Annotated in this window: 22 protein-coding genes; 4 read left to right on the forward strand and 18 right to left on the reverse strand. The window is 37.8% G+C overall.

What is annotated here, in order from left to right:
• Positions 1-5: 5 nt before the first annotated feature.
• From ACGLYD_RS15515 to ACGLYD_RS15585, 15 genes are all read right to left on the reverse strand, one after another.
• Positions 6-560: a hypothetical protein gene (locus ACGLYD_RS15515; RefSeq protein WP_399629001.1), complete on the reverse strand. Its 555-nt coding sequence runs from the start codon at positions 558-560 to the stop codon at positions 6-8.
• Positions 561-753: 193 nt separating this feature from the next.
• A complete protein-coding gene (locus ACGLYD_RS15520; RefSeq protein WP_399629003.1) occupies positions 754-1,329 on the reverse strand; it encodes a sugar transferase in 576 nt (191 codons plus the stop codon).
• Positions 1,322-2,476, reverse strand: coding sequence for a glycosyltransferase family 4 protein (locus ACGLYD_RS15525; RefSeq protein WP_399629006.1), 1,155 nt, complete (start codon positions 2,474-2,476; stop codon positions 1,322-1,324). The genes ACGLYD_RS15520 and ACGLYD_RS15525 overlap by 8 nt, the downstream gene beginning before the upstream one ends.
• A complete protein-coding gene (locus tag ACGLYD_RS15530) occupies positions 2,473-3,354 on the reverse strand; it encodes an NAD-dependent epimerase/dehydratase family protein (RefSeq protein WP_399629009.1) in 882 nt (293 codons plus the stop codon). The genes ACGLYD_RS15525 and ACGLYD_RS15530 overlap by 4 nt, the downstream gene beginning before the upstream one ends.
• A 43-nt stretch (positions 3,355-3,397) precedes the next feature.
• Entirely contained in the window at positions 3,398-4,678 is a 1,281-nt protein-coding gene (locus ACGLYD_RS15535; RefSeq protein ID WP_399629012.1) for a nucleotide sugar dehydrogenase, read from the reverse strand.
• A gap of 11 nt (positions 4,679-4,689) precedes the next feature.
• Complete coding sequence (locus ACGLYD_RS15540) at positions 4,690-5,700, reverse strand: NAD-dependent epimerase (RefSeq protein WP_399629015.1); 1,011 nt, start codon at positions 5,698-5,700, stop codon at positions 4,690-4,692.
• 12 nt (positions 5,701-5,712) lie between these two features.
• Complete coding sequence (locus ACGLYD_RS15545; RefSeq protein ID WP_399629018.1) at positions 5,713-7,080, reverse strand: phenylacetate--CoA ligase family protein; 1,368 nt, start codon at positions 7,078-7,080, stop codon at positions 5,713-5,715.
• Positions 7,081-7,107: 27 nt separating this feature from the next.
• Positions 7,108-8,172 carry a glycosyltransferase gene (locus ACGLYD_RS15550; RefSeq protein WP_399629020.1) on the reverse strand — a complete coding sequence of 355 codons (1,065 nt, stop codon included), beginning with the start codon at positions 8,170-8,172 and terminating at the stop codon, positions 7,108-7,110.
• Positions 8,169-9,410: an O-antigen ligase family protein gene (locus ACGLYD_RS15555; protein ID WP_399629022.1), complete on the reverse strand. Its 1,242-nt coding sequence runs from the start codon at positions 9,408-9,410 to the stop codon at positions 8,169-8,171. The genes ACGLYD_RS15550 and ACGLYD_RS15555 overlap by 4 nt, the downstream gene beginning before the upstream one ends.
• On the reverse strand, positions 9,403-10,800 hold the full coding sequence (locus tag ACGLYD_RS15560) for an oligosaccharide flippase family protein (RefSeq protein WP_399629025.1): 1,398 nt from the start codon (positions 10,798-10,800) through the stop codon (positions 9,403-9,405). The genes ACGLYD_RS15555 and ACGLYD_RS15560 overlap by 8 nt, the downstream gene beginning before the upstream one ends.
• Entirely contained in the window at positions 10,790-11,923 is a 1,134-nt protein-coding gene (locus ACGLYD_RS15565; protein ID WP_399629028.1) for a glycosyltransferase, read from the reverse strand. The genes ACGLYD_RS15560 and ACGLYD_RS15565 overlap by 11 nt, the downstream gene beginning before the upstream one ends.
• A 429-nt stretch (positions 11,924-12,352) precedes the next feature.
• Positions 12,353-14,188 (reverse strand): polysaccharide biosynthesis protein, encoded by a 1,836-nt coding sequence (locus ACGLYD_RS15570; RefSeq protein WP_399629031.1) that lies wholly within the window; start codon positions 14,186-14,188, stop codon positions 12,353-12,355.
• Positions 14,189-14,303: 115 nt separating this feature from the next.
• A complete protein-coding gene (locus tag ACGLYD_RS15575) occupies positions 14,304-15,071 on the reverse strand; it encodes a tyrosine-protein phosphatase (protein WP_399629034.1) in 768 nt (255 codons plus the stop codon).
• 55 nt (positions 15,072-15,126) lie between these two features.
• On the reverse strand, positions 15,127-15,831 hold the full coding sequence (locus ACGLYD_RS15580; RefSeq protein ID WP_338655168.1) for a CpsD/CapB family tyrosine-protein kinase: 705 nt from the start codon (positions 15,829-15,831) through the stop codon (positions 15,127-15,129).
• 5 nt (positions 15,832-15,836) lie between these two features.
• Entirely contained in the window at positions 15,837-16,565 is a 729-nt protein-coding gene (locus ACGLYD_RS15585) for a Wzz/FepE/Etk N-terminal domain-containing protein (protein WP_354312085.1), read from the reverse strand.
• 138 nt (positions 16,566-16,703) lie between these two features.
• Here ACGLYD_RS15585 and ACGLYD_RS15590 point away from each other — a divergent pair, with 138 nt between their 5' ends.
• The 3 genes from ACGLYD_RS15590 to ACGLYD_RS15600 all read left to right on the forward strand — a co-directional run bounded on the left by ACGLYD_RS15590 (position 16,704) and on the right by ACGLYD_RS15600 (position 19,631).
• Positions 16,704-17,516, forward strand: a complete 813-nt coding sequence (locus ACGLYD_RS15590; protein ID WP_399629038.1) for a hypothetical protein — start codon at positions 16,704-16,706, stop codon at positions 17,514-17,516.
• A 470-nt stretch (positions 17,517-17,986) separates the two neighbouring features.
• Positions 17,987-18,913: a LytR family transcriptional regulator gene (locus ACGLYD_RS15595; protein ID WP_399629040.1), complete on the forward strand. Its 927-nt coding sequence runs from the start codon at positions 17,987-17,989 to the stop codon at positions 18,911-18,913.
• Between the two features lie 217 nt (positions 18,914-19,130).
• The gene (locus tag ACGLYD_RS15600) at positions 19,131-19,631 is read left to right on the forward strand and encodes a VanZ family protein (protein ID WP_399629043.1); all 501 of its coding nucleotides are present in this window, start codon (positions 19,131-19,133) and stop codon (positions 19,629-19,631) included.
• 87 nt (positions 19,632-19,718) lie between these two features.
• Here ACGLYD_RS15600 and ACGLYD_RS15605 read toward each other — a convergent pair whose 3' ends face one another.
• Both ACGLYD_RS15605 and ACGLYD_RS15610 read right to left on the reverse strand, forming a co-directional pair.
• Positions 19,719-20,450 carry a hypothetical protein gene (locus ACGLYD_RS15605; RefSeq protein ID WP_399629045.1) on the reverse strand — a complete coding sequence of 244 codons (732 nt, stop codon included), beginning with the start codon at positions 20,448-20,450 and terminating at the stop codon, positions 19,719-19,721.
• A 292-nt stretch (positions 20,451-20,742) separates the two neighbouring features.
• A complete protein-coding gene (locus ACGLYD_RS15610; protein ID WP_399629048.1) occupies positions 20,743-22,740 on the reverse strand; it encodes an S-layer homology domain-containing protein in 1,998 nt (665 codons plus the stop codon).
• Positions 22,741-22,996: 256 nt separating this feature from the next.
• On the opposite strand from ACGLYD_RS15610, the gene ACGLYD_RS15615 reads away from it, so the two are divergent.
• Positions 22,997-24,334, forward strand: a complete 1,338-nt coding sequence (locus ACGLYD_RS15615) for a S8 family peptidase (RefSeq protein WP_399629050.1) — start codon at positions 22,997-22,999, stop codon at positions 24,332-24,334.
• 374 nt (positions 24,335-24,708) lie between these two features.
• Here the strand turns inward: ACGLYD_RS15615 and ACGLYD_RS15620 are convergent, their stop codons facing one another.
• On the reverse strand, positions 24,709-25,776 hold the full coding sequence (locus tag ACGLYD_RS15620) for a DUF871 domain-containing protein (protein ID WP_399629053.1): 1,068 nt from the start codon (positions 25,774-25,776) through the stop codon (positions 24,709-24,711).
• Positions 25,777-25,847: the final 71 nt, after the last annotated feature.

A 25,847-nucleotide genomic window follows, 5' to 3' on the forward strand; every position in this document is an offset into this window, starting at 1 on the left:
ATCTCTTAGACTTCCTGTTGATCCATTCTTTCTTCAGGTATGTACTCGTACTTATATTTCTTTTTAATCTTTTTCGCAAGTTGCTCAAAACCTTCAGCGTAATACTTGTTGGAAGCCATTCGTCTCTCCATGATATATGGTTCTAGCAAAAAAAATAATTTGACGACAGAATATCCTGAGGAGCTTTTGAATATCCAAAAGGGTAAATAACCTTTTGAAACCATCATTCCCCAAAAATGATATAAACCACAAATCTCGGCTGCCGCAGTATGATCTATTTTTACTCCTTCAACTTCCGTATCATAGATTTTACTTCTATTCTTGAGCATCTCGGGAGTATCACCTTGTTGAAAGTACTCTCGAATTGCTTCAAAGTTTGCCACTTTCTTTGATGAAAGGCTCATAATTATGCCCGTTACACCGGATGCAATAGCCGATAATCCGACTACTGTTGCTAATTGGATTTCGCTAGATATGTTTACTAATACATCTCCATAAAAAATAATGCTAAGCAATAAGCTAAGTGACATAAATGCATAAGCTATAATTCGTTTATTCATAGTATCATCTCCATGCTATTAAATTTCCTCAAAATTCAACACTTCTGTTACTCGAAATAAAAGTGCTGTCTGATAGTTTCATAAATCCAATAAAAAGAATCTCAATCAACTGGAATAGTCTCTTTTTCCAAGTTAATTGAGATTACCTTAATATGTTCAATTATCAAAAAGACAGGTTAACATGTTAACCTCATTACTCAACGCGTACCCCTTCAGAATTCACAACACTTTTCGCAGTCCACCAAATAATCTTAACATCCAACCACAGGTTCATGTGCTCTACGTAATACTTATCAAAACCGACCTTTTCCTGATCTGAAATAAGGTCTCGTCCCATTACCTGTGCATAACCTGTAAGTCCAGGACGAATGTTGTTTGCTCCTACCTCATCACGCATCCCAATAAGCTCGTACTGGTTGTAAAGAGCTGGCCTGGGTCCTACAATCGACATATGCCCCATTAGAATGTTAAATAGCTGGGGTAGTTCGTCCAAGCTAGATTTACGCAGGAACATACCCAGCTTCGTTATGTATTGAGATGGGTCGCCTAAGTCTTCGGTCGATACATTAGGCGTATCAGTTCTCATCGTACGGAACTTATAGATGTTAAACAAGCTTTTATCTTTCCCAGGGCGTTTCTGTTTAAAAATAACTGGACCTTTTGAGTCCAGTTTGATTAATAAAGCCACAAGTAGCATTGGAATTCCAAATACCACAATCGCTAAGAATGATAGGATTATATCCATTACCCTTTTTAATGCTTCAAACATGCTTTTCTACCTCTCTAAACTTGTTAAATACTTTTAGTTGTCTTTCTAAAACAACTTTTTCATCAAATTCATCAAGGAAGATTCTACGAGAATTCTCACCGAACTCCGTCAATTTCTCATCATCGCTGAGCACATTAATTATTGCAGCAGCTAAGGATCCACTATCTTTGTCCTTACACAAATATCCATTAATATTTGGGAATACTTCTTCACGGCATCCTCTAATATCGGTCGCGACAACTGGTTTCCCCATTGCCATCGCTTCAATAATTGACCGCGGTAGTCCTTCTCGATAAGACGGCAATACAAATAAATCAGAAGCAGACAATAATTCGGGTATATCATCTCTTAAACCTAAAAGTTTGATCCTGTCTTGCCTATCTTGTGGAAGCGACTTAATTATCAGATCCAAATCAATTCCATCACGGTCTCCTGTTACAGAGCCGCCAACTATTATCAAGATTGCATCTTCTACTTCCTTTAATACCGCATCAAAAGACTCAATTAATTCAACAATCCCTTTTTCTCGGACTAATCTGCCAATGAACATAATAACTTTTTCATCGTTAATTCCAAGTGATTTTCTAATTTCGCCTCGATTGTAATTAGATGGAGTAAACCGCTCACTTGAAACGCCATTATTGATATGTACAAGTCTATCCGGTTTTTGGAAACGGTTATTTAAAGCAAGCTCGTAATCCTCCTTGCTTTGAAAGAAAAGGAAATCCGAAAAGTATTTACCCCAAAACTTCTCAATCATATACGCAATTTTATAAGCGTATGGTTTCATGTTCTCGTGAAAATAAAAACCATGTGCTGTATAAACATTTAATGGAACCTTTGCTAATACTGCTGCTACTCTGCCAATAAGACTCGCTATAGGAGTATGAGAGTGCACAATATCAAACTTTTCTTTTTTCATAAGTCGAACCAATGCCATCAGACTCTTGAAATGGCTAATAACATTTAAATTTCGACTAAAGGGTATGTGGTGCACCACATACCCTTTAGATTCAATCTCCCTGCCGATTTCACCTTTGTTGCAAGCTATGTGAACATCGTAGTTCTGATCATTCATTTCATCTACAAGTGGAAGTAGAAATTTCTTCACCGTAAAATCCACCGCTGTTAGTTGTAATACTTTCATTTAATCAATCCTTTAGATTTAAGCAGCCGTACTTCCTGGATAATTCCTTCTTCAAAAGACCTTGGATTAAATCCAATAATCCCCTTTGCCTTAGCATTAGGATAAGCTTTGTCTTCTTGTAGGCGTTCTACTTGTTCCACCGTGATAATGGCTTTTCGAAATGCTTTATTGTATATTTTAGCTGCTAATATTGCCGTGCCCAGTGGTATATGAGCAAAGAACACCTTTTTATTTAATTCATTTTTTATAAGTTTTAAAACTTTTTTGTATTCAACAACACTGCCACCCGATAGATCAAAGTCCTCATTACTAATATCACTATTTTCAAAAGCTAATACAATACCATCAGCAAGGTCTTCAACATGGACAGGCTGCATCAAAGCAGACCCATCCCCGAACACAGGAAAAGCAGGATACTTATTCAAGAATTTTATTAACTTATGCATATTATGATCTCGTTCGTTACCATAAATCATGGTCGGCCTAACAATCACATATGAAGTATGCGGATATGAATTATTCATTATCTTGGCTTCTATTTGCCTGTAAAGCTTACTGTAATCCCTATATTTTGAATAAACACCTGTAGTATGTACGAGAATTACTCTCTCTACTTTATATTTATTAGCCAACTCCATGATTAAAGGTGAATACCTAATATTTGCAATGTGGATAACTCCTTGAATATTATGCTCAAGAAATACTTTCTCAATTGTTTCAGAATCAGATAGTTCCCCAAAAACCAAGTTGATATTGTGCTCATTTTCTATATGTTCTTTTCTAGTGAGTCCAATAATCTCAGATGCATCATACTTCCCCAGGAGTTTACTTAATACCAAACTTCCCGTGTTTCCCGTAAATCCTGTTATTAAGATCATTTGTGCCTCCTATGAAGCTTTATTCTGTCATCTAATTACGGTTTTATAATCTCCACAAATCAATTTTCTCAGGTTTACTCTCTTTATCCAAAGCACTTTTAATATCCACAACTATCCCTTTACCATGCTTCAACAATCGATCAAATTGTACCCATCCCGCTTCAATATATTCACGATGTGAAACAGCCAGGACAACAGCTTCTGAAGGAAGGAGTTCATCGTAAGAAACTAAAGACACTCCATACTCTCGAACAGCTTCAGCAGAATCCGCCTGTGCATCAGTCACTTGAACATCTATTCCATATTCCTGTAATTCACGGATGACATCGATAACTTTCGAGTTTCGTAAATCCGGAACATTCTCTTTAAATGTTAATCCAAGGACAGTTACTCTTGCTCCTTGTACTGGCAAATTAAGCTTAATCAGTTTTTTCACCAATACTTCAGCGACATATTTCCCAATATTATCATTGATGCGACGTCCTGCTAAAATAACTTCGGGATGATGCCCAACCATTTCAGCTTTATGCGTTAAATAGTAAGGGTCTACACCGATACAGTGACCTCCGACTAAACCGGGTGTAAAATTCAAGAAGTTCCATTTCGTTCCGGCAGCCTCTAATACCTCTGCTGTATCAATGCCAACACGGTCAAAGATTAAAGCAAGTTCATTCATAAGTGCAATATTCACATCACGTTGTGTATTCTCAATTACCTTTGCTGCTTCAGCCACTTTAATAGAACTCGCTTTATGTACACCTGCAGTAACTACACTAGCATACACATCTGCAACGATTTCCAACACTTCAGGTGTTTGGCCGGAAACGACTTTCGTAATCGTCGTAAATGTATGTATCTTATCCCCTGGATTAATACGCTCTGGAGAGTAACCAACAAAGAAATCCTTACCGGATTCTAATCCAGAAGCTTTCTCAAGAACAGGAACACAATCATCTTCAGTCGCACCAGGATATACAGTTGATTCGTACACGACAATGGATCCTTTTTGAAGATTCGCCCCGACAGTCTCAGATGCTTTCAATAATGGAGTCAGATCCGGTTGGTTATGTGCATTAATCGGAGTTGGAACAGATACAATAATGAAGTTGGCTTCTTTTAACTTACTACCATCAGAAGTGAAGTCAATCTGTGCTTCTTTCAATTCTTCTACTTCTACTTCGTTTGTATAATCTGTACCTGATATCAAAGTTTGAATACGGTTTTCGTTAATATCAAATCCAATAACAGGATATTTCTTCCCAAATGCTACGGCAACAGGTAGTCCTACATATCCTAATCCAACGACTGCAATTTTCCGATTCATATAACCCATCCTCACAGTTTCACTTTGTAGTAATCGATATACCAGTCAACGAATTTCCCCACTCCATCTTTAATGGAGGTTTGAGGGCGGAAATCAATATCACGAAAAAGATCTTCAACATTTGCATATGTCGCTGGTACATCCCCGGCTTGGAGGGGCATATAATTTTTTATTGCTTTTTTGTTAATCTTTTCTTCAATCGCTTCTATGAATTCCATCAAACTTACCGGACTGTTATTTCCGATATTATAAATTTTATAAGGAGCATAGCTCGAACTAGGATCTGGATTCTTACCAGACCATTCAGGATTCGGCTTTGCTTTTTTCTCTACGAGTCGGCTAATTGCCTCAACGATGTCATCTACATAAGTAAAGTCTCGCATCATATCCCCATTGTTATATACATCAATTGGCTTACCCTCAATAATATTCTTCGTGAATTTGAAGAGTGCCATGTCAGGACGTCCCCAAGGGCCGTATACAGTGAAGAAACGAAGACCTGTAGTAGGAATGCCATATAAGCTACTGTATGTATGGGCCATCAACTCATTTGCTTTCTTCGTAGCAGCATACAAGCTTAAGGGATGATCGATATTATCACTGGTAGAGAATGGTAATGAAGTATTTGCCCCATAAACTGAACTTGAAGAAGCATAAATCAGTTGCTCAACTTTATTATGACGACACGCTTCCAGTATATTCACAAATCCCACAATATTGGACTCTATATAGGCATGCGGATTTTCAAGGCTATAGCGAACTCCCGCTTGTGCTGCAAGATTTATTACTACCTCAGGCTTTTCAGTTTCAAAAACACCATTTATAGCTTCACGATTTTCGAGATCAATTTGATGCAAACTAAAGTTTGCATCTTTAATTTCTTTTAATCGATTTTCTTTAAGTGATACCTCGTAGTAATCATTTAGGTTGTCGATTCCAATGACTTGATGGTTCTGGAACAATAACTTTCCTGCCAAATTAAAACCTATAAAACCTGCAGCACCAGTTATTAATATTTTCAATGAATAAGCCCCCTAGATTTTCTCGAGATTTCCCATATTATTTTTAACCATTCTGTACTTCCCACTATTTTCAACGGATATTTCATTTACGTACTGAATTGAGAACTTAATTGATTCGCCTAATCTTATTTTCATTTCATCCAACAAATCTCTCTCATGGCTTGACTTATATACCGTTTTATCTTTAACAATGAGTATTTCAATTTCATCTTCTACCTCTTGAACGAATTGTATATTGATAATAGAATTCGGTAGATTCTTTATTGTATTTGACATATTGGCATTGGAAATTTTTCCGCGTTCTTTTGAATACAAAAAATCCATACTACGCCCGATAATTCTATTTACCAATGGAGCGTTATAACCACAAGTACATTTACGATTAGTAAATTCAAGCACGTCACCAATCTTGTATCGGACTAAAGGGGTACCTTTTGTTTCAAAAGCAGTTACATAAACTTCGCTTACATCTTTATCTTTATCAACCTTTTCAAATACACCAGTCATTATATCCAAATGCAAATTCCCTTCCAAGCATTCAGTTATAAAAGGGGCCCCTTCGGATGAGGCATATTGGTTTCTCATTTTAGCTTTAAAAGCCATCTCAATTATTTCTCGGTCATTATCAGAAACCGTCTCTGCCGTCGGAAAGATAGCTATCAGTTTAAAACTAAGTTTAATATTATTTCGAACTATGTACTTAGCCAAGGTCACCATTACACTAGGAAAACCATCTAAAGATTGCGGTTTAAACTTGTTTAAAGCTTTAATATAATGGGGAATATTTTCTTCAGTCAGATGAAAACTTGAAAATAATAATTGTTTAAGTGGATAATTATATCTCCAGAACACTTTTTTCTTTTGTTTAACTGGTATTAAGTTTTTCCCAGTAAAACTTGCTCTTTTCATTTCATGTAAAACTCCATGACGCTCTTTAAAAAAGTCTAAGAAAGCTACTCGTTTCTCAAAATCCTCAAAATCATAAAAGATATTTAGACTTTTCCCTGTTGTTCCCCCTGTAAATGAGGGACTAAGAGTATTCTTCGGTGCTGTTACGATTTCATCTATCTTAGATCTAATTAACTCTTTTGTTAAAATGGGTAATTTATCCAAATCGGCAATACTTTTTAAAGGTAATAATTCTTGATTAATTACTTTTCTATAGTAATTACTATTATTATATACATACTGCAAAAAAGTATTTAATGCTTCAAGTTGATACCTGCTATGGTCGATTTGAGTAAAATTACTTCTAAGAAATTTCATATGTTCTCGATATTTTTTCCCGTATCTCTTATCCATCAGTATTTTACCGTACACTGATGTCATTATGTTTTGCACAAAAACCGGAGCAATGTCATATATTTTTTTGTATTTCATTAAATTTAGCCTCCTTTAGATACAACATTACCGATTTTTAACCCTTCTGAAAACTCCGTTATTTTTAGATACTAGTTTTGCGAAACTAAATTCGGCCTCAATAATCTGTTTCCCTTTTTCACCCAACTCTCTCATACGAACTGGGTTTTCATATAGGTACCTAATCGCCTCTTCAATTTGCTTAGGATTCCTCGGCTCCACCAATAGCCCATTTACCATATTTCCTACTAGCTCTGAAGACCCACCTACATCCGTACATACAATCGGTAACCCAGTAGCCATAGCTTCCATTACAGCATTTGGTAGCCCTTCAGACAATGAAGGTAAAACAAGTACATGATTTTCATATAAATATGGATATACATCGGAAACTTTCCCGAATAATTTAATATAATTTTGCATTTCCAATTTTTCTATCTGTCTAACTATTTCTTTTTCACAATTACCTTCGCCCAAAAGAGTTAGCTCTAATTTAAAACCCTTATCGATTAAATTAGATATAGCTTCTATCAAGTATGCATGCCCCTTTATTAAATGAAAGTTTGCTACACAAATTACTCTTAAAATCTTTCCTTTTTCATAATGTAAGTTCCTTTGTATAATAGGAATAAAAGTACCATTATGAATAGTACTTATATTAACCCCGTATTGATGGTTATCAACTAAATATTGTCTTACACTCTCACTATTTGTAACAATTTGATCAACAAATATCATAGTGGCCTTGTTTAAAATTTCAATAAAACCCTTACTGTTATTTTGCAACCCTCTTACTCCATAAATATTCTTTATTTTTAACATCCTCGATACTATTCGAGCTATAATACTTGCTCTTAAACCATATGCATAAACAATATCGATTTTTTGTTCCTTAATTAAAGAATATATTTCACTGAAATTCTTAGTTGCGCTATTTGTATTTGTAACTTTATAAAAATCAGATTCGTTCATGTAATATTCATCCAAATCTCCGCCATTGAAACTAATTACAATATTTTCAATGGTAGAATCTTCATTATAACTTATATAGTTAAGTACAGCTCTTTCAGTTCCACCTATATTAGTTGAATGTAAAACATGCAACACTTTCATGCCCCTTCTCCCCACTTCTTATTCCTATTTGCCAGATGTTCTCTTGTTGCAAATATTATTAATATAATTATCCACTGTTCCCTATTTATATAATGACCAGTGCTCGCTGTAGCAATTATTCTATATATACTATAACTAAGAAAGAAGAAGAAAGTATTTCTATCTATTGATATGTCGGAACTAAAATATAACTTTAAAATATATGCTGCTGGAAAAAACAATAAGATTATTATGCCTATTAAACCAAACAATCCTGCTTCTGCGGCTGTACCAATAATTGTATTATGTATCGTCGCATTATATATACTTATTTGGGAAAACTGAGAATAACCTGTCCCTATTAATGGATTTTGAAAGAAATGCGATAATCCTTCAATATTTAAATCCATTCTCATTGATGAACTACCGATTCCATCTGAATTAGTGGCTAACCTATTTCTAATTACATCACCTATCGCTGAGTTTTGTACTATTTCAATTATTCTATTCGAGAAAGCAGTTAACAAAGCAAATAAGAATGTAAAAGAAATCAGTTTTTTATTATTAAACTTTATTTTTCTTTGTAATACTATTATTGTTATTAACATTGTTGTGAACAAGGTTAATATAGATCCAAATGAAGCTGCTAACATAATGGAGAAAAAAGATAAAATTAATGAAACGTAGAGCACAAATCGAAAAATCCTCTTTCTTTTTTCTGTATAAAGTAAATAAATAATAATAATAATATTCATTATCATAAATTGACCTAACCCATTAGGATTACCGAAAAAACCTGAATATCGCCCCGATCCTGTAACTATAATATAATCAAAGTAGTTATATATATTTAAGAAAGATAAAAAATTTATACTAGCGTAAATCGATAAAGGTAACATGATTGCCAGAATTATTTTTCTGAAATAACCATCATTCATAAATATTAAATACTTAACGTTATAGTATAAGATAGTTAAAGAAAAAATATATTGTAGTATGGTTGACAGGGAATCTAATGGATTTAAAGAATTCATTGTTGAAATTATTGAGCCAAAGACAAGAAAATATAATCCAATACAATGTAATAAATTCATCCTATAGAAGGTCAAATTATTAATTTTAAGTTTTTCAATCAGAATTAAAATAAAACATATGACATAAAAAAAATCGCCCAATGTTAAATTTAAACCTAATACTTTAATTGGTAGAAATGATACTGCTATACCGATTAGGAATAAAAACTCAATAATTTTAGCCATTATTTACCCTACCTTTATTTCTATTCACTATATCTTTTATTATTGAAAGAACTTCTTTTTTAAATGCTATATAAATTAACGCAGTTTGTGCGCCTATCCCACAAACAATCAATAGAAATACATTTATATTGATTGTTTTTAAAAATAGTATTAAAAATATTTGTATTAAGATTAAAGATATTGTTTTTAAAAATAAGCTTTTATATTGTTTAATATTAATTATTAATAAAGAATAAATCAATATTTCCGTTATAACTATTGATAGTCCTATAAAATCACTATCTAAAATTTTTATTTCTACATATAACAATGTCAAAAAGAAAAGTAGGCTTATTAACAATATAAAGTTAAGTTTTTTTTCATTTTTGGTAGGATAAACCCAGGCATAAATAATATGCTGACTTAAAGATAGAAATATCAAACCGAAAGTCATTACTTTCAGAAAGTTTTTAGTAATCAACCCATCCCCTAAAAACCAAATTACATATTCAGAAAACATGTTTAATGCGAAAGAAATCGTTAATATAAATATTAGGTTTATTATGTAATGATCTCTGAAAAGTTTTTCTTGATTTTCTTTTTTCATCGCGGGTAATAAAACTGTTATATAGGAATCCATAATTCCAGAAACAAATAAATATATTCTTATAGCCACCGCATATGCCGCGGTAACGAAGTTACCCAACATAAATCCTATAATTACTTTATCTAAGTTTCTATATAATTGTAATAACAATTGATTCACAAAAAAAGGCGTTGAGTTTTTACCAATAACAACTATGTTACTCCATTTCAATATTTTTATGTCTTTTACTATATCTTTCCTAACATACAAAAACTGGATAAAATTAGACGCAAAAAAAGTAATAGTTAGCAAGATGGCATAAATATACAGCCCGTTTTCTCCTTTTACAAAAAGAAGAACCAATGGAAGCAAAAAAATTCTAGTTGTAATTCTTACTACCGCGGAAGCCCTGTAATCTTGTTGTCCTTTAAAATACCAATTCACATCAAATGCAACAGAGATTATCATTAATGAAAAAATAATGATAAAGATAGGATCAATATTTAATATTACTCCTGAAATAACATTAAATATAATTAAACTAAGAATTGTTGCTATCAACCTAAAAAATAAAAACAAAGTGAAATCTTTTTTTTGATTCTTACTTATTGATATTTCACGAATCATAAAAGAGTTGGAACCAAATGTTCCTAAAAATAAAAATATATTTACTGTAGCTAATATATATTCTACTTCTCCAAATGACTCTATTCCAATTCTACTAATTACAATTGGTAATGTTAAAATAGGAATTATAGAAGAAAATATCGTTATACTAGTATTAAAAATAGAATTTTCTAGAATACTTCTTTTTTTAATTTTCATTTTTCTCCACATAATTCAGTGAATCAATAAACTTTTCCGCTTGAGATTTCCCAGTGATTTTATCAATAATAAATTTATTATTGGCTCCCATTTTTCTCTGTTCCTCTTTCGGTAAGTCTGAAAACTCTTTTATCTTTTCGGACAACTCAGTATAATTAGACTCTTCGAATATCATACCGTTTATATTTTCTGATATTAAATCTCTTGAAGCCGCTACAGAATCCGAAGAAATTATAGGCTTATTTAAACTTATTACTTCATTTATTGTAAATCCCCAAGCTTCTTGGGAGGCTTTTGAATCCCTTATTACTTTCCCACTATGAACGTAAATATCTACTTCTTTTATCAAATCATGAATCTCATTATTCGGAACTTTCCCTATAAAATAAACGTTAGTTAATTTAAGTTTGTCTGCTAGCACTTTATAGTCTTTTTCCATACTTCCACTTCCTGCTATAAATAATGAAATTATTCTATTGGAATCCTGAACTATTTTTATTGCTTTTAATAAAACATCTAATCCCTTAACTTCTTCAAGTCGATTCATAAAAAGAATCTTCAAATCTGTTATCTCATTAATATACTCAAATCTATTAGTCTTCTTTCTCCTTAAGGATAAATTTTCCGTAGAATTAAGGGCTACAAATATTTTTTCATCAGGTACTCCCCTATTGAGAAAATATTCACGTGATGCACTACTTGCTACAACCAGAGCATCTACATTGTTTAATATAATCTGGTTATACCAATTTATAAGACCAAATCTCACCGATTTCACATTATACCAATCCTCTGTAAAAATAATAAACTTTTTTCTTCTTATTTTAGATATCAAAAAGACAAAATGTGTTGAATATGAATTTAACATTGAGGATATCCATACATCATATTTATCAATTAAAGCATGTTTTAATAAAGAAAAAGAAAAGTTATTATACAATAATACAGAATACGATTTATATGATTCGATATTTTTAAATTTATTTATTTCAATAAAGTTATCATTAATACTTTTATTCTTTGATGTCAAAACAATTTTCAAATTAGGCAATTTATTTACCAGTTCTTTAATTAATGCTTCTCTATAATTCTGTACTGTTGAGTGGCTAAAGATAACTTTCAATTCCCAAACATTCCCTTCCGGACTATTAATACTGGGGTAAACTAGTTTACTAATCAAAACTTAGAAATCTGAACACCCAAAATAAACTTTTCAGATCAAGTTGAATTTATAGGAGATGAGTGAATAAAAAAATAATATTTACCTAATATCTCAAAAAAATTCCATAAATTCCTCAGTAACTTTCTTCGAATTTGCTAAACGTTTAGTTCACCTTTTTCTTAATCTTTGAAAAGCGTTTGATTTCTTTTTAATTTTGTAGGCAAGTTCTAAAATTATGTAAATATCAGATTGCTACCTATCCAATATTACTCAGGCTGATGGTTAATATACTTCACAATATGACAAGCTATAGACCGTCTTGAATTTTTAAAACCATTGGATAGCTTGTCATGCTTTATTTAATAAATGAATTTCATTAAAGAACTCATTTTATTTCTTTAATAGTAATTCTTTTCTTTTTCCTTTAGCAACCTTTAAATTAGCCAACCCAACCAAAGTCCCCTTCAACTCCTCATCCTCCATCTCAAGAAGCCTCCCAAGCACATCCTCCATCTCAACCTTACCAACCGGCTCTGCCTTCCCAACAAAAATCTTCGGAAACACATACTCACTCTGCCGCTCATTCTCATTAAGAAGTTCTTCAAACAGCTTCTCCCCAGGTCGTATCCCCGAGTATTCAATCCCAATTTCTTCCTCACTATACCCCGACAACTTAATCAGGTTCTTCGCCAGATCCACAATCTTCACCGGTTCCCCCATATCAAGCACAAACACTTCACCACCAGCAGCCAAAGTTCCTGCCTGAATCACTAGCCGTGAAGCTTCTGGAATCGTCATAAAGTAGCGAGTCATCTCCGGATCTGTAATTGTTACCGGACCACCCTTTGCAATCTGTTGCTTAAACAAAGGAACAACACTTCCCCTTGACCCAAGCACATTACCAAACCGCACTGCCGCAAATTTCGTCTCACTATCTTTCGCAAGATTCTGCACAATCATTTCAGCAAAGCGTTTCGTCGCACCCATGATATTAGGAGGGTTCACTGCTTTGTCCGTTGACACCATCACGAAGTACGGAACACCGAATGTATCTGCCGCTTCCGCAACATTCTTCGTACCGAAGATATTATTCTTCACAGCTTCCATCGGGTTAGCTTCCATTAAAGGAACATGCTTATGCGCAGCTGCATGGTACATAACATCCGGTTTATAGTCACTAACGATATCAAAAATACGCATTCGATCTTGGACATCTGCGATAATTGGAATTATTTCTATATCTGTTGAAACCTTTTGGCGTAATTCCATGTCTATGTTATAGATAGAACTTTCACCATGACCTAATAGAATTAATCGACTTGGCCTAAATGCACTCACTTGTCGACAAATTTCCGATCCGATGGAACCGCCTGCGCCTGTAACGAGTATGGTTTTATCCGTTAGCTTGTCCGCAATCGCTTTTAAATCGAGTTGGACTTCGTCACGGCCTAACAAATCTTCAATTTTCACGTCTTGCATATCATTGACGGATACTTTCCCCGTCATTAAATCTTCAATGCGCGGAATTGTTTGTGTTTGGACACCCGTTTCAATACATAATTTCATCAAGTCAGCCATTTGCTGTTTATCCATCGACGGGATGGCAATAACGATTTTTTCGATGTCATTGTCCTTAACGAAATTGGGAATTTGGTTCGTGCCACCGACTACTTTCACATCGAAAATTTCGAGGCCTTGTTTCGCACGGTCATCGTCTACAAAAAGAACCGGTTTCATGCCAGACTCAGCGTTTTGAAGTACTTGACGTACAATCATACTCCCAGCTTGTCCAGCCCCAACGATCATTGTCCGCTTCGCTTCTTTGTCCTCACGGTGATTGATCGTATCCCGGAATAGCCGCCATGACAATCTCGACCCACCAAGCATAAGGATATGTAACATCCATGTGAGGAGAAGTGCCCGTAAATAAATATCTTGTGTAAGCGTGAATTGAACGGCTGCGACGATTACAATCGTTAATGTAACCGCCTGGAAAATAGACTTCAATTCACCGATGGACGCATAGGACCATGCCTTTCGATATAGGCCAAAGCGCCATGCGAAGAAGTGATGGGCGATTTGAATCGTAATCGCGCTGATGAGCAGCATTTTGTTGGTAAATACGTTGATATAAGGATGCAAGATGAAATAACCTATGTAGATGGAAAACAAAACTATGAAGGAGTCCGCAATCGCTAAGTATGTCATTCTCTTTTTAATCGACATATTCCCACTCTCCTTCCGCCGAATTATTTGAACATTCCTATTATAACAGGACTTTTTAACCAATGACACATAATTTATCATTTTTTAAAGTTTATCCCAGTACAATAGTAGCATTTCATCCAATTAATCGCCACCACTTTCTAGAGATTGGTATTTCTGGTTCTAATAGGAACATAGAATCATCCTGTAAAATACGATCGTTGTTTTCTAGCAGAATATCCACGATATTATGCAACTTCTTCTTTTCTAAATAATCGAGCCCTTTTTCGAACAGGGCGGGTCTCGTCGACATGTTATGGACGTCTGATCCGTACGTATGAATCAAGTTCGCTTCAATCAGTTGGAGTGACAGCTTTTGAACGTTCTTCCCGAAGTGACCCGCTACACTGCCCGCTGTGATTTGTGCAAGTGCACCATGCCTGACGAGCCGCTCGAGCCGTTCGGGTTTTTCTGCGATGGCCCGGTTGCGTTCTGGGTGAGCGATTATCGGGATGTAGCCTTCTCCCAGCAAGGACTGGATAATATTTACGGTGTAGGCTGGCACCGATTGTGTTGGAAGTTCGAGTAGTAGATAGCGTGAGTTAGCAAGTGTCAATGCCTCTTTCATGAGCAACTTTTCGACAAGATTGTCACACAGACGAACTTCTTGGCCTGTATGAAGCTTGACCGGAATTTTTGCTGCCTCTATAACATCTTTCAGTAATTCGATTTGACCTTCAATTTCAGTACGCGGTACATGGAAGTGTGGGCTGAATGCATGCGGTGTTGCAATCATATCTGTAATGCCTTCGATTGCCGCTTGTTCTAGTATTCGTAACGTGTCTTCAATCGTTTCCGGTCCGTCATCGACACCGAAAAGAATATGACTATGCATATCTATCATTTAGTTCTCCTCTTTCAGCAATAAAGAAAGAGAGTGAAAGGACAAATCTATCCCTTTACTCTCCTGTTCCATAATATTGGTAGTAGTAATGATCTTTTTCAAGTACAAAATTGTTCAGCATTGTACCAAGGATATTGGCTTTAGCTGACACCAATGCCTCTTTCGCTTTGAGAACGCTAGCCTTCTCTGTCGAACCCGAATTCAGGACTAGGATTGTACCATCGCATTTATTCGACAAAATCTGCGCATCTGTGACAGATAAAATTGGTGGCGCGTCAAAGATAACGATGTCATAGCTTGCAATTAGTTCTTCGAGCAAGACATCCATCGTTTTCGAGCCAAGCAATTCTGCTGGATTCGGCGGAATCGGTCCGCATGTCACGAGGTGAAGGCCTTCAATTTCTGTTTCGATAACGACGTCCTGCAACCCCCACTTTCTAGTTAATAAGTTGGAGAGCCCTGTCGAATTTGTTGTGTGGAATGTGTAATGCATCGTTGGTTTTCGCATATCCGCATCAACGAGCAGTACTTTCTTCCCGTCCTGCGCAAAAACAATGGCGATGTTTGCAGCACTCGTCGATTTGCCCTCGCCCGGCGTCGATGAAGTAAACAGTAATGTTTTGAGATCCTTATCAGGCATTGAGAAGTTAATGTTCGTTCGGACCGTGCGGAATTGCTCCGAAACGACTGATTTCGGATTCACATTGGTCACAAGTTTACGTGCAACCGCTTGAACGGGCTTCTTTTTCTTGTTGAACATGACGGTCACCTCTTCTTCCTTCTACTTTTTACGGGTCCTTTTGCATCCTGTATATCTTTTTCTGCAATTGTGCTGATTAGACCGAGTATAGGTAAGCCAAGCAATTCTTCAGCATCTTGCTCCGTCTTGACTGTCGTATCCAAGTATTCGAGTAGGAATGCAATCCCTACACCTAGCATCAAACCAATCACTGCCGCGATTGCCATATTGAGCATCGGATCCGGTTTAATCGGCGACGGGTTTTCCGCAAGAACTGCCGGCGATAGGACGTTAACATTATCGACATTCATCAGCTTCTTGATTTCTTCTTGGAACACTGCAGCTGTCGTATTGGCAATATCCACTGCTACATAAGGCTCGGTATCTTGGACGCTAATGTCTAAGACTTGTGAGTTTTGCGCACTATTCACAGTGATTTTGGTTTTTAGTCCAGCAGGCGTTGTATCCAAATCCAGATTTTCAATCACTTTTGAAAGGATTGCTGGGCTTGTGATGATAACGTTATATGTATTAATGAGTTGAAGATCGGTTTGAATGGCCTGTGCGTTAAATTGTTGTTGTTCACTTTTTTCTTGATTGACAAGAATTTGTGTCGACGCTTGGTATATCGGTGTCAAAAAGAGGTAGCTGACAACTCCTGCAATCGTTACAGCAAGAATGACCGCACTGATGATCAATACAAGCCGTTTCCTCAATGTCTTAGCTAAATCTTGTAAACTAATCGTTTCTTCCATAAATGACAGTTTCCCCTTTACAGTTGCATTGTCGAACTTTGCCTAAGTATAGCATAATGAGATTTCATTTTGTAACAAATATCCCCAATCTATATGGTATATTAAAGCTATTCTAAAACGAAGTAGAAAGGTGCAGGTATGAAGACTCAACCCATTTTTATAGTTATTTTATCTGTTGTTTGTGTCAGTATCCTTTGGTTCAGTGCCTCGACTTGGCAAGAGAAAATTCGGAATGCAGGGAGAACTACTACTCAGCAGGATGAAGTTATACAAAAACCCATTGTTGAAAAAGAGACGCCTGTAAAAAAGACGCCACCCGTTAAGAAGTTGAGCGTAGATGATCTACAGAAGATAGGCGCTTCGTTAGATGACAAGACACTTGAGGTGATTCGTACCCGCGCGGAAGCCGGGGAGCATGTCCAGATGTTAATTGTCGGCTCCGAGGCACTTGCAGATACAGCGGATCGCTTTGCAAGCGTGATTAGTGATGCGTATGGCGATTTGATTGGCGTCGATGTGGCCACGTTCGATATGACGTCTGCTCGTTTTGTCGAGGAGGAGTTGGATAGCGGTGGAATTGACTGGCAAGCGGGCTATGACATCGTCCTGTACGAGCCATTCACGTTGCACAATAACGGTAAAGTCATCATTGAAAACGAACACCGGCATTTGCTTGCTGTGAAGGCGCTAGCGGAAAGCACTGTAGAGGATGTATCGTTCCTTGTCACACCGCCGCAACCGATTTACCGGGCCGGTTATTATTTGACGCAGATCCGGGCACTTGAAAAGTACACAGCAGCGCGCGGTATCTCCTATATCAATCATTGGTCTAATTGGCCCGACACGGGTTCAGAAGATTTACAGACGTATATGGATGAAGCGCGTATCCCTACTGAGAGTGGGGTCACGGCATGGTCGGATGCACTTATTGCTTATTTTGTGAGCGAATAAAATAATACACTGTGCCAGTTACTGACTCCATTCGTTTACTTCGAATTGTGGCAGCAGCTGGCACAACACTAAAGCAGTCACTATGAGCATGAAGGCAATAAAAACCCCTTGTAAGGCGCCTCGAGCGAAGGCATCCCCTAGCTCTGTAGCAAATTCCATTGGATTCTTTATTTCTACATATATGGTACAATTCCAATCTGAGCAAAACGAATCGTTCTGTTCGTTTTTTTTCGCATTCTATTCATTTCATCCGCCCAATCCGATTTATGCAGCAACGTATTACTCAACTCAAGTGACTGCTCTTAAATCGGTTGACGAAGCGGAAGGAATACAATATGTGAAGTATTGGAATAAATGGCCAACTCTTAGCCTTCCTAGATGACAAGAGCACGCCGAACAGTGATGGTGCAGAAGTTTCGGCACATACGTTAATTACTTAGTTTATAGCTAACTAGACGGAGGAATAGAAGATGGATCGCATTGATAAAAAAAAGAAGAAAAAATGGCCTTGGATCGTTGGTATTATCGGGGTTTTAATTTTAGCAATTGTTGTTTATGGTATTGTGGTTTTCAAAGGGTTGACCGATACAGCGAAAGAGATACACGAACCGATTAATCGTGAACTATCCGAAAAACGTGAAGAACCTGTTGCTTTTAAAAAGAAGGAACCGTTTTCCGTCCTTGTGCTTGGCGTTGATGAACGTGAAGGCGATAAGGGTCGTTCGGATACGATGATTGTTTTGACTGTGAATCCAGCATTAAAATCCACTAAGATGGTCAGTATTCCACGCGATACATATACAGAGATGGTTGGTAAAGGTGTCCAAGACAAGATTAACCATGCCTACGCATTCGGTGGCATCGAGATGTCGATGGATAGCGTTGAAGGTTTGCTCGACATTCCAATTGACTATGTGGTGCAAGTGAATATGGAGAGTTTTAAGGATATTGTTGACGCGGTCGGCGGTATTAAAGTTACTAATCCATTGGACTTTAAAGTAGGTACCTATACATTCCCTAAAGGTGAAATCACATTGGACGGCGAAAAAGCATTATCTTTCGTACGAATGCGTTATGAAGATCCCCGTGGCGACTTTGGCCGACAGGATCGACAAAAACAAGTCATCCAAGCGGTTATGCGTGAAGGTGCATCTCTTAATAGCTTAGTGAATTTCAAGAGTATCTTTGGCGCGATCGGTAAGAATGTCCGGACAAATATGACGTTCGACGAAATGACTGATGTTCAATCGAAGTATCGCGATGCGTTCGGAAAAGTTGATCAGCTTTATATTAAAGAAGGTCAGGGTAAAATGATGAATGGTGTATGGTATTACATGATGAACGATCAGGAATTGGAAAGTATCAAAGTTGAATTGAAAGAGCATTTGAAGTTGTGAAAGCAGTTGTTCATTGCGTTTGCTAGTAAGATAGTCCCCCAAAACTGGATTACTAAACGGTTGGGGGATTTTTTTGATGTTGGGGGAGCTTTCATTCAAACTATGAATACTTTTGACTGTTCGTTCCTAAGCAATAATTGATTTGAACGTCGGAAGGGCCCCTCTCTGACCTTCCCTTATGCATGTATTCTTGCATTCAGTATGGTACAATCCTCATATGAAAAAACTAATCGTTCTGATCATTCTACTAAGCATTCTATTCTTTTCATCAGGTCAAACCTATGAACAGCAGTCACTCATCCCAACACTTGAGAAGTGGCTGCCGAGTGAACCGTTCGAATCATCCCTTGCAAAGTTGCAAGTGCCCTATTGGGGTACAACGATTTCAGTTGAGGAACGAGGTTATTACCACTTCGTTGAGTTCCTTCTTCGAAAAAGCGCTCATTTTGTCATTTTCGGTGTTCTTGCCGTCGCTATCTACTTGATACTACCCAAACATGTATTTCGAATGTTGACAGCGACTTGGATTACAGTTCTACTCGCTATAGCGGATGAGTATCACCAGTCATTGACGGGCGGACGAACGCCAGCGTTGCAAGATGTGATTCTTGATGCAGCTGGAGCCGTGACGTTTTTGCTTATTTTACGGTTGATTATACTAGTGAAACCGAAGAAAAAGAAGAAAAGAAAAGCGTCGCCTAAAAGGAACGCAGCTTAAGTGCACCAGTTCCTGTGAGCCTCCAAGCGGCTAGACATAAAAAAGCAAGAGTCCACCGAGAGGCGACTCTTGCTTTTTTGGTTCTTTTTATAAACCCATTGCCTTGTTCAATAGACTGTCTTTACGCGCTTTTTTCTTCGCGTTATAATCATCGATTAAGTTTTGTGCATAGGATTTATCGTAGCCGTTTGCTACTAGATCTTTCTCTACCCCTTTGATGACACCTGCGAATACTGCATCGGTACGTGCTTCAAGCCCGTTTGCAGCACCTACGTATTTATTGTAAAAATAACCGTAGCTGATGCTTTCCCCACTCGCTTTTTTATCACTGTACTCTTTCTTCGCATGCCCCACCAATGTATTCAGCTTACTGTCAGCCTGGGATTGGAGATTTTCAAGCGTCGGGACATACTTCTGTTTAATCGTACTAACTGTCGGTTTTGGAGTTGTTTCCGTAGTGTTGCTCTCCCCCGTCGTCGAGCTAGGGGCTTTATCGCCAGAAGACGTTCCTTCCCCTTTACTGCCGTCTGTAGAAGTCCCTTTCACTTCGCTGCCATCTGTAGACGTTCCTTCAGACGAAGTTCCCTCGGTTACGGGAGGTAAAGTAGGCTCGACAGATTCCACAACTTCACCATTGGCATCCACTGTAATCGTCGTTCCGTCAGGCATTTCAATGGTATACGGATCTTCAATGATTTTTGCCACTTCTTCATCCGCTACATCGTACTCTTTGAATTTAAAGAAATAAAGTAGAGTTCCCGCGGTGGCCAAGAGTACAATTAGTAGTATTAGTAAGAAAATCTTTAGTTTTTTCTTCAATTGACTACCCCTTTATTGGTGTGTTTTTACTAGTTTAACAGAAAGGCGGTGTCGGGTGTAACTAAATAGGCAATCTTCGACATTTTGCGTTAATTTGTAGGTTTTGCTCGATAAGCGGTGGAACGGACTTCTCTTTATCGATTTTTTTCATCCAACTAAATCTTTTATGTAGAACTGTTCGCCTTATTCATTATGTATAAGTTGGTAGCGCCAATTTACCAACTTTTATCGCCAAACGAAAAGAAATCCCCTTACGTCTAGAAATAGACCTGGGGGATTTCTGCACTTCTTATTAGTTAAAGTTAATTGTATAAGTTAACGCTTGACCGCCTGTTAATGTAACGTTTATCACTAGTGGGTCAGTCAAGTCCCCTAGTGTAGGAGCGGTTTTAAATACTTCAAGGGCTTGTGCTCTAATAGCGGATAAACTAGCTTCTGTTACGCCTGTCCCAATAAATGCTCCTGCTAGTCCATTCCCGAAAAGGTCCGATGTAGATTTCCCTTTTTCTGTAACTGTTACATTCACAGTGTTAGAAGATGGAGAAAATTGAACTGTTGCACCTACAGCTGAACTGTCGATAGCATTCAATTTAGCTTGAACTGCTGATTCAAATACTGCTTCAGCTGATGGAGGTGTTACCGTTCCACCGCCACCGTTTCCAGGACTTGGTGTTACTACTGGAGCGTCAGGGTTTGTTGTTCCACCGATTTGCTCGATGTTGCCTTTTACTTTATCGTAATCTTGGATTAGATCTTTTGCAGCTACTCCTTCAGGAAGGACTAGATTTGCAACTTTTGTTTTATCGCCTAGGGAGATTTTCGCGTCTTTTGACTTGATTTCAAGCTTGTCGACTTTCCCTGTTGTATCTAACTTCACTTCATTGGCAGATTCAATCGTTACTTCTGCAATGTTGCCAGTACCTGCGATTGTTAGTTTGTCAGTTGAATTGACTGTTAGGTTGCCTACATTTGCATCAATTGTTACTGCTGTAGCTCCTGCATTAATCGTTACTTTTGGAATCGTGATGCCCGCATCCGCTTTAATCGTAACGTTAGCAGAAATGATTAATTCTGAAACTTTTGTAGTACCTTTGTATTCGATTAGTACGCCATCTTTCGTTACCACAACGCTAGCCATTGTAGAATCAATAAAGATGATGTCTGCTGCTGCTGCTGTTTCTGCCGCTATCGAATAACTCGCTTTTGCTGTAGAAGCTGCTTTATTGGAAACGATTGTTTTTCCTTCTATTGTAACTTTTTCAACAGTGACGCTGCTTTTCACTTCTTTACCGATTTCTAGATCACCTTTAATTGTAAGGTTTTTCAGGTGAACATAGTCTCCGTTAATTGTTAGATTGCCAGGGAATGTTAAACCTTTGCCATCTAGTGTAAGATGTTTTTCAGCAGTACCGCTTGCTTTAATTTCAATTGAACTAATGCCAACGATCGTACCGTCTTTAACCGAGTACTTGACGACTGCTCCTTTAAGAGCTTCTAGATTAGAATCGCTGAATACGTCTTTCAAGATAGCTGGCAATGTATATGTTCCTTCTGCGAACTCTACTTTATCAGCCGTAATGTTTACGAGTGTCGATTCTTTCTGTTGAGCTTCTGGAACTTCCGGAACTTCAGGCGTTTCTACCTTAGTTGCTGCTTCACTTTTAAAGATGAAAGAAGCAACTTGTCCGCGTGTTACAAATGCGTTAGGTGAGAAAGTAGTTGCAGTTGTTCCAGACGTGATTTTATTGGAGAACAATGTTTGAATATAGTTCGCAAACCATTGTTTGTTGTTAACGTCTTTAAATGGTAGATTAGAAAGCTTGTTTTCTTCTAATTCATAGCCTAATACGAGCATTTGCGCGACATGAGCACGTGTTAGATTACCAGTTGGTTTAAATGTTTTGTCTTCATATCCTTTAATAATTCCTGCATTTACAAGTGCAGCGATATGTCCGTAGTAAGGATGATCCTTTTTGACATCTTTAAATCCTGGATCTACTACATTTTTCGTGTCTAGACCTAAAGCCAAAGCCATGATTTTTGCTGCATGCGCCCTGCTAATTTGTTGACCTGGCTTGTATGTACCGTCTTCATAGCCATTAATAACGCCTCTAGATGTTAAACTCTTGATAGCTTCATAGAACTGATGCGTATCTTTAACGTCCGAGAAAGAAGTGCCTTTCGTTACTTCTGCTTGTGTAAAGGTCGGTACTGCCGCAACAAATGCCCCCGTTGCAACCGTTGTCGCTAATGTTGCTCTGAATAGTTTTTGATAAGTGTTTTTCTGCATTCTCCAACCTCCTATGATATATATCCTTAAAAAACCATTTTAACATATTATTAGACATAATCCCCATAAATACATGGTAATCTGAATTTACTATTTTCATCGTATCATAGATTTAGTAGGTATTCTATAGTAGGCTGATAAAAATTGTTTGGTATTTCTGAAAACTTTTTCTACATTAACTCTACTATTTCCTTACTAGCTTCCCTTTTGAGCCGATATATAAACGTATAACTACTATAATATAGGGGTGTTATTTTTGAAGAAAATTATTTCTATACTTGGATTCTTTTTTATTCTTGGACTTTTGTATGTTGTGCCTCCTGCAAATGAGGGCTTTGCTTCATCTAAAGAGAGTGATCGAGTGCTTGTTAAATTCGTTGGTAGTGAATTGATTGATAGTGTGGCAAAAGACGAGGTTGAACTTCTTGATGGTATCGAGGTCCTTCAGCCTGATTTCATTCGCTATGCAGCCATACAGACAACTACTGGCGTTGCGGATTCTTGGGGGAAAGAACGGATTGGTGTAAAAAAAATGGTTCCAGGTAAGGGTACGGTTGTTATCGCAGTCATCGATACGGGCGTCGATTACACGCATCCGCTGCTGAAGGATCGGATTGTAGCGGGATATGATGTACTCAAAAATACGTCTGACCCGATGGATGTGCATTTCCACGGTACGCATGTCGCGGGCATCATTGCTGATTCAACGCCGGCAAATGTGAAGATCATGCCCATTCGCGCAATGGATGAAAAAGGAAAAGGGTATGATTCCGATATTTCGACAGCGATTCGATTTGCGGTTGATAATGGAGCGGATATTATTAACCTGAGCTTTATTGGAGAAGGTTACTCGCAATACTTGACCGATGCACTCAATTACGCCCTTGCGAATAATGTCCTTGTGGTCGTCGTAGCTGGGAATAACGGGGCGGATACTGCAAATTATTTCCCTGCTTCCGAACAAAATGTAATCGTTGTTTCCGCTACCGATCAACATGATAATATCGCTAGTTTCAGTAATACGGGCGACACAATAGATCTTTCTGCCCCGGGCGTCGGAATTGTTTCGAGTTTACCTGGTAATCGATACGGCAGTCTGACTGGTACTTCTATGGCTGTGCCGTTTGTTAGCAGTGTTGCAGCGATGATAAAACTGGATGATCCGAGTCGTTCGATTCAGGAGATTGAACGGCTGTTGAAGAAGTATGTGGATGATCAAGGTGCTGTTGGTTGGGATCCGATTTTTGGAGAGGGCATTGTCAATGTTGCGTCGTATGACGAACCTCAACGTGTCAGCGCGGACGAACAGGCGATGGACTTTTCAAACTTCATCCGGCTTCCCACGGTGAGAAATGTTCCTTTGAATAAGGAGTGGCATATTGAGTTTACCCGACAGCTTTCAGCTAAGGACATCATTGACATTCACGTTTTTCGGGGCAGTGAACTAGTGCCGATTACGTTGCGTTCAAAAGTTGAAACTAAGGAGATTGTTGCTTCGGCGGTTTCTTCTTATGCACCATCTACTTCGTATAAGCTTGTGATTCGTGTTAAAAATGGGAAGGATTATTTGATGGATTTTTATACTGGATATTAGGTGAAACCCCAGCCAAGGTGGGACTTTGGCTGGGGTTTTGTTGGGTTGGTTGGAAACCCCATCGCGTTTGTTGGACACTTCTATAGTTTGGTTGGACACTCTCCGGTTGGTTGGACGCTTCACCGATTTGGTTGGAGACTCCACCGCGTTCGTTGGACACTTTATTGATTTGGTTGGACACTCTTCGGTTGGTTGGACGCTTCACCAATTTGGGTGGAGACTCAACCGCGTTCGTTGGAGACTCCTATAGTTTGGTTGGACACTCTCCGGTTGGGTGGACGCTTCATTGATTATATTGGACACTCTCCCAGGTTCGTTGGACACTTGCCCGGAGTTGGTTGGACACTCCACCAATTATGTTGCACACCCTCCCATTACATCCATTTTATTTGAAACTTAGATCCACCATACATATACTGTAGCAATAACCGATCATCCTCATTGATTCGTCCAATCACATTCACCTTTTCATCAGCTGGGAGATCTCGTTTTGTAATTTGAATTTCTCCCTGATAGCGTTCATACTTTTCGTTATCTACGGTAATCGTACCAAATGGTCTTTCTACCGTATTGACCGCTTTAACGGGACGGGTTCCTATTAGTCCGTATTCTCTTGATTCCATCGATCGGATACAATCCCGAGCAGCGTCTAAACGATTTGTCTGTACGGCTCCCACTATTTCAAGCAGAGATTTGTCGTGGATTGCCTGTTCAGCTCGCAATAAAAAAATCCCATTTTGATAAGAAGCAAATTGCTCTAGCGATTGTTCAGTCAGTGTAAGATCACCGACCAAGACCTTGTCCACACAGCCATTTTCAATTAAGTCCAGAAAGGCGGAAAATGGTGAGATACTTCGATGGTCTTCCAATGTCGGCAATCTTTCATACAGCGGTCCGCGCAATGATCCATCTCCTGGAATGAAGGCCATCACTGTGACCCCTTCCTGTTTCAGCCACTCATTCACCTTGCGAAATTCATCACGATCGAGTCCTGTTTCGGGTCGCGGATAAAAGTTATGCCACGCCTCAATAGATTCCGTGTGTAACCCTGCCTGTTTCATTTTTTCCAGACTATCCTCGGTCAGCGTGCTTGCATTCAGTGCAATTTTCATTTTCTTAGACAACCTGACAATTGTGGCTTCTGAAATACCATAGTCCACCCGTAAACCCGTTAGCCCCCACTCGAGGAGACCTTCTGCATTTTCCCATGTGAAACCAAGATGTCCAAGTGACTTTGGCGAAATATCTGCCATTAACTCCATATTATATTGTTTCGCTGCTGCCCCTAGCTTTTGAAGACGTTCTTTATAAAGCTGCGGATCCTCCTCGGGGATATGAAGCGATGTGAAAATGGAAGTAAAACCGATTTCTCTTACCTTTTTAAGATAAAATTCAAATTCCTCATTCAAATCATTTCCTAAATAAACGGAAATTCCAAGCATGCAATCAGCTCCTTTGTAAGTTTAAGAAAAGCGCAAGGTGCCGCATTAGACGTGCCTCGAGCTAGATCTTT

This window comes from Sporosarcina sp. SG10008 (genome assembly GCF_044569405.1).
Lineage (GTDB): Bacteria > Bacillota > Bacilli > Bacillales_A > Planococcaceae > Sporosarcina > Sporosarcina psychrophila.